We start from the raw sequence: 5,350 nt of genomic DNA on the forward strand, positions 1-5,350 counted from the left end.
GCTCGGCCCGCAACCGCCACCCCGCGCGCCGCCGCCGCATCACGCTGTCCGTGGCGGGCCTCGTCCTCGCGGCCGCGATCGGCGGCGGCATCTACGCGGCCACCTCCTCCGGCCAGGACGAGGCGCCACCTGGCGACAGCGGCAATTCGGCGCCCCAGACGCCGTAGCGGGCCCGCGGTGGCCCCTGGCGGACGGCCGGGACGGATCACTTGCACCAGCCGTTAGGCTGGTCTCGTGGCAGTCGTCGATGTTTCCGAAGAGCTGAAGTCCCTCTCCTCGACCATGGAGTCGATCGAGGCCGTCCTGGACCTCGACAAGATGAGGGCAGATATCGCCGTGCTCGAGGAGCAGGCGGCCGCGCCGTCCCTGTGGGACGACCCGGAGGCGGCGCAGAAGATCACGAGCAAGCTGAGCCACCTCCAGGCGGAGGTGCGCAAGGCGGAGACGCTGCGTGGCCGTATCGACGACCTCAGCGTCCTGTTCGAGATGGCGGAGGAGGAGGACGACCCGGACACCCGCGCCGAGGCGGAGTCCGAGCTGACCTCCGTGAAGAAGGCGCTGGACGAGATGGAGGTCCGCACCCTCCTGAGCGGCGAGTACGACGCCCGCGAGGCGCTGGTCAACATCCGCGCGGAGGCCGGCGGCGTCGACGCCGCGGACTTCGCCGAGCAGCTGCAGCGCATGTACCTGCGCTGGGCCGAGCGCCACGGCTACAAGACCGAGGTCTACGAGACGTCGTACGCGGAAGAGGCCGGCATCAAGTCGACCACCTTCGCCGTCCAGGTCCCGTACGCGTACGGGACGCTCTCCGTCGAGCAGGGCACGCACCGCCTCGTGCGCATCTCCCCGTTCGACAACCAGGGCCGGCGCCAGACGTCCTTCGCGGGCGTCGAGGTGCTCCCCGTCGTCGAGCAGACCGACCACGTCGAGATCGACGAGTCCGACCTGCGCATCGACGTCTACCGCTCCTCTGGCCCCGGCGGCCAGGGCGTCAACACGACGGACTCCGCGGTCCGGCTGACGCACATCCCCACCGGCATCGTCGTCTCCTGCCAGAACGAGCGCTCGCAGATCCAGAACAAGGCCACGGCGATGAACGTGCTGCAGGCCAAGCTCCTGGAGCGCCAGCGCCAGGAGGACCGCGCCAAGATGGACGCGCTCAAGGGCGACGGCGGCAGCTCCTGGGGCAACCAGATGCGGTCGTACGTGCTGCACCCGTACCAGATGGTCAAGGACCTGCGCACCGAGTTCGAGGTCGGCAACCCGCAGGCCGTGCTCGACGGCGAGATCGACGGTTTCATCGAGGCCGGAATTCGCTGGCGCAAGCAGCAGGAGAAGTAACCCCGCGATTTATCGACAAGGCAACTGCCGCTCACCGAGCGGCAGTTGCCTTGTGCGTTTCGGGGTCTCGGTCCCGGTTGTGAAGGAGTTTCGGCCTTTTACGTCACAGTCACATGTCCGTACGACGGTCAAGCCGCCTTATTTCGGGCATCACGCGCGCAACGACCTTGACGCTGATCTGAAAACTGGGAAGGCTGGCGCGCGGCATGCGTATCAGTGGGACGCGTGTGAACGGGGGCCGGGTCGAACGAGACCCCTGCTGTCCTCGGTTGAACCTCGTCCCGGGCGCTGCTCCATTGACGATTGGCTACTGGGGGTAGCAGACAGATGACCAAGAAGACGCGGATCCGTGTAGCGCGGATAGCCGCCGGCGCGGTGATCGCCGCCGGTGCTTCGCTGACCGCCGCGGGTGCCGCCTCGGCCCTCGAGGTGGACGTTCCGGGCCTGGCGCACGTGAATGCCGGCGAGGACGGCGTGGGTGTCAACCTGATCGGCGGCTCCGGTGACGACACCGAGGGCACGACGGAGGGCACCTCCGAGGGCACCTCGACCGGCGTGAGCCAGGGCACCTCCGAGGGCACGTCCACGGGGACCTCCGAGGGCACGTCGACGGGTACCTCGCAGGGCACCTCCGAGGGCACCTCGACCGGTACCTCGCAGGGCACGTCCGAGGGCACCTCGACCGGTACGTCCACGGGGACCTCCTCGGGCACGTCCACGGGCACCTCGCAGGGCACCTCCGAGGGCACCTCGACCGGTACGTCCACGGGAACCTCCTCGGGCACCTCGACCGGCTCGTCCGAGGGCACCTCGAGCGGCAGCGGTAATTCCGGTGGCGACTCCGGCGGCCACGGCAACTCCGGTGGCAACGGCAACTCCGGTGGCAACGGCAGCGGTGGCGGCTCGTCCACCGGTGGCGACAACACCAATCCCGACGGCAACAACAACCCCGTCGAGCAGGGCCAGGGCAAGGACAGCCTGCAGGACACCGGCTCCACGCCGGCCGAGCAGGCAGGCTCCCAGAACAAGGGCGGCGAGCTGGCCGAGACCGGTGCCGACGGCACCACGGTCCTGCTGATCGGCGCCGCGACGATGATCGCGGGCGGTGTCGGCTTCCGTCTGCTGCCGCGCTTCGCCGGCAACCGTGGCGGCGGCGCTGCCGCGTAACCCGTACGCGCGTACGTAAGACAGAAGGGCCCGGAGCCATCGGCTCCGGGCCCTTCCGCGTATGTCTCTCGGCGGGGCTACACCGTCTGATGGGCGAGCAGCGCCACGGCCGCCACGAGAACGGCGACGAGCGCGATCAGGGCCATCGGATTGAGCCCGGACAGCGGGCTCTCCTGCTGGAGGCGCTCACGGTTCGCCCGGCACACCGGGCAGCGCCCCTCGCTCACAGGCGCCGCACAGTTCGCGCACACCAACCGGTCATAGGTCATGCGCTCGTCCTCCTCCCGCGCGGCGGAGCCGGCTGAGTGGTCTGGCCAGCTTCCCACTGGTTCTCTCCGCTCAACGCTCCGGGAAACGCAACCGTTCCCCCTACCACTGTGCCAGCTTCCCGGATTTTCGGCGCGCCCCACTTCCTCGAACCGTCCCTGACCAGGCACGGGGCGGACAAAAGCGGCACCCCAGTCGGCCTCGGACCGGGACAAAACGCTCAACCGGGGACGGCGCCTGCGCTCCGCACGCCGCTTCGCGTATGGTCACGCTCACCGAGGGGGTGCCTCGTGGAGCCCCCACCCCGACGCCCCCGACCCTCCGAGGCGCATCCGTGATCCGATTCGACAACGTCTCCAAGGTCTACCCCAAGCAGACCCGGCCCGCCCTCAGGGATGTCTCCCTGGAGGTCGAGCGTGGCGAGTTCGTCTTCCTTGTCGGCTCGTCCGGCTCCGGCAAGTCGACGTTCCTGCGGCTGATCCTGCGCGAGGAGCGGTGCAGCCACGGCCAGGTGCACGTCCTGGGCAAGGACCTCGGCCGCGTCTCCAACTGGAAGGTCCCGCAGATCCGCCGCCAGCTCGGCACGGTCTTCCAGGACTTCCGCCTGCTGCCCAACAAGACGGTCGCCGAGAACGTCGCGTTCGCGCAGGAGGTCATCGGCAAGTCCCGCGGTGAGATCCGCAAGGCCGTCCCCCAGGTCCTCGACCTCGTCGGCCTCGGCGGCAAGGAGGAGCGGATGCCGGGCGAGCTGTCCGGTGGTGAGCAGCAGCGCGTCGCCATCGCGCGCGCCTTCGTGAACCGGCCCAAGCTGCTGATCGCGGACGAACCCACGGGCAACCTCGACCCGCAGACCTCCGTCGGCATCATGAAGCTGCTCGACCGCATCAACCGCACGGGCACCACCGTGGTGATGGCCACCCACGACCAGAACATCGTGGACCAGATGCGCAAGCGCGTCATCGAGCTGGAACACGGCCGTCTCGTCCGCGACCAGTCGCGCGGCGTCTACGGCTACCAGCACTGAGAAGTACCGAGAGAGAAGCTGCGAAAGGCTCAGTAAGCGCTATGCGTGCCCAATTCGTCCTGTCGGAGATCGGCGTCGGTCTCCGCCGCAACCTCACGATGACCTTCGCCGTCATCATCTCGGTCGCCCTCTCGCTCGCCCTGTTCGGCGGCTCGCTGCTCATGAGCGACCAGGTCAACCAGATGAAGGGCTTCTGGTACGACAAGGTCAACGTCTCGATCTTCCTGTGCAACAAGGGAGACTCCGAGTCCGACCCGAACTGCGCCAAGGGCCCGGTCACCGCGGAGCAGAAGAAGCAGATCCGCAGCGACCTGGACAAGATGGGCGTCGTCGAGAAGGTCGCCTACGAGTCCCAGGACCAGGCGTACAAGCACTACAAGGAGCAGTTCGGCGACTCCCCGCTGGCCAGCTCCCTCACGCCGGACCAGCTGCAGGAGTCGTACCGCATCAAGCTGAAGGACCCGGAGAAGTACGAGGTCATCGCGACCGCGTTCAACGGCCGGCCCGGCGTGCAGTCCGTGCAGGACCAGAAGGGCGTGCTCGACAACCTCTTCCGGCTGCTCGGGTACCTGAACTGGGCGGCGGGCGCGGTGATGGCGGTGATGCTCGTGGTCGCGCTGCTGCTCATCGTGAACACGGTCCGGGTGTCCGCCTTCAGCCGGCGCCGCGAGACCGGCATCATGCGGCTCGTCGGCGCGTCCGGCTTCTACATCCAGGCGCCGTTCATCATGGAGGCCGCGGTCGCCGGACTCATCGGCGGCGGCATCGCGTGCGTCTTCCTGGCGGCCGGACAGTACTTCGTCATCGACAACGGAGTCGCGCTCTCCGACAAGCTCCAGCTCATCAACTTCATCGGCTGGGACGCCGTCCTCACGAAGTTGCCGCTCATCCTCGCGGTGAGCGTGGTGATGCCGGCGCTGGCCGCGTTCGTCGCGTTGCGCAAGTACCTGAAGGTGTGACGAGAGTCCCCCGGCAACGCGGGGCGCCGTGCGGGTCAACAGCCCGTACGGCGCCCCGCGTTGTCCTAGACTCACCGACATGTCAGGCCCGGTGCTCTCCTCCCGGCCCCGCCGCATCGGCCGCGGGGCGGCCCTGACATTGGTCTTCGGCTGCGTCCTCGCGACCGGCGCCGCCACCGGCTCCTGGCCCGCCGACGGCCGAAAACCCCCCGAGGAATCCGGCAGTTCGGTTGCCGCGGCCGCGCACGAGCGGCCGCTCGACGACCCGACCGAGGCGGCCGCAGAGGCGATGGAGGACGGCAAGTCCCCGACGCAGGCCGCCGAGGAGGCGGTCAGCCGCAGCGGCGACCGCTGGGGCGCGGTCTACTCGCAGGGCGAGTACCAGGAGTTCGAGCAGGCTCTGGACGGCGAGTACACCGGCGTCGGGCTGTGGGCGCGGCGCACCGCCGACGGCCGGGTCCAGGTGACCAGAGTGCGCTCCGGTTCGCCCGCGCAGCGCGCCGGCCTCCGCGAGGGCGACCGGATCGCGGCCGTCGACGGGAAGCCGGTCACCGGGCGCCCCGTGACCGAGGTACTCGCGCTGCTGCGCGGC

General features: G+C 69.2%; 6 protein-coding genes. 5 read left to right on the forward strand and 1 reads right to left on the reverse strand.

The genetic code is table 11. From position 1 onward, the window contains the following. The first annotated feature begins 234 nt into the window (after window positions 1–234). Both prfB and G3I40_RS21505 read left to right on the forward strand, forming a co-directional pair. A complete protein-coding gene (gene prfB / locus G3I40_RS21500) occupies window positions 235–1,341 on the forward strand; it encodes a peptide chain release factor 2 (RefSeq protein ID WP_164303769.1) in 1,107 nt (368 codons plus the stop codon). Window positions 1,342–1,668: 327 nt separating this feature from the next. Continuing rightward, window positions 1,669–2,508, forward strand: a complete 840-nt coding sequence (locus G3I40_RS21505; protein ID WP_164303770.1) for a hypothetical protein — start codon at window positions 1,669–1,671, stop codon at window positions 2,506–2,508. 77 nt (window positions 2,509–2,585) lie between these two features. Here G3I40_RS21505 and G3I40_RS21510 read toward each other — a convergent pair whose 3' ends face one another. Next, complete coding sequence (locus tag G3I40_RS21510; RefSeq protein WP_164303771.1) at window positions 2,586–2,777, reverse strand: hypothetical protein; 192 nt, start codon at window positions 2,775–2,777, stop codon at window positions 2,586–2,588. Window positions 2,778–3,109: 332 nt separating this feature from the next. Between G3I40_RS21510 and ftsE the strand changes: the two genes are divergently transcribed. The 3 genes from ftsE to G3I40_RS21525 form a co-directional block, all read left to right on the forward strand. Next, complete coding sequence (gene ftsE, locus G3I40_RS21515; protein ID WP_164303772.1) at window positions 3,110–3,799, forward strand: cell division ATP-binding protein FtsE; 690 nt, start codon at window positions 3,110–3,112, stop codon at window positions 3,797–3,799. Window positions 3,800–3,840: 41 nt separating this feature from the next. Continuing rightward, the gene (ftsX, locus tag G3I40_RS21520; protein WP_164303773.1) at window positions 3,841–4,758 is read left to right on the forward strand and encodes a permease-like cell division protein FtsX; all 918 of its coding nucleotides are present in this window, start codon (window positions 3,841–3,843) and stop codon (window positions 4,756–4,758) included. 79 nt (window positions 4,759–4,837) lie between these two features. Further along, window positions 4,838–5,350 (forward strand): PDZ domain-containing protein (locus tag G3I40_RS21525; protein WP_164303774.1); only part of this gene is annotated, 513 nt, incomplete at its 3' end.

It is taken from the genome of Streptomyces sp. SID14478 (assembly GCF_010548525.1).
In the GTDB taxonomy this organism is placed as follows: Bacteria; Actinomycetota; Actinomycetes; order Streptomycetales; family Streptomycetaceae; genus Streptomyces.

Excerpts from the sequence above, each read along its gene's own strand:
- G3I40_RS21505 (WP_164303770.1), top strand. The coding sequence starts at position 1,669 with ATGACCAAGAAGACGCGGATCCGTGTAGCGCGGATAGCCGCCGGCGCG.
- G3I40_RS21510 (WP_164303771.1), bottom strand. The coding sequence starts at position 2,777 with ATGACCTATGACCGGTTGGTGTGCGCGAACTGTGCGGCGCCTGTGAGC.
- ftsX (WP_164303773.1), top strand. The coding sequence starts at position 3,841 with ATGCGTGCCCAATTCGTCCTGTCGGAGATCGGCGTCGGTCTCCGCCGC.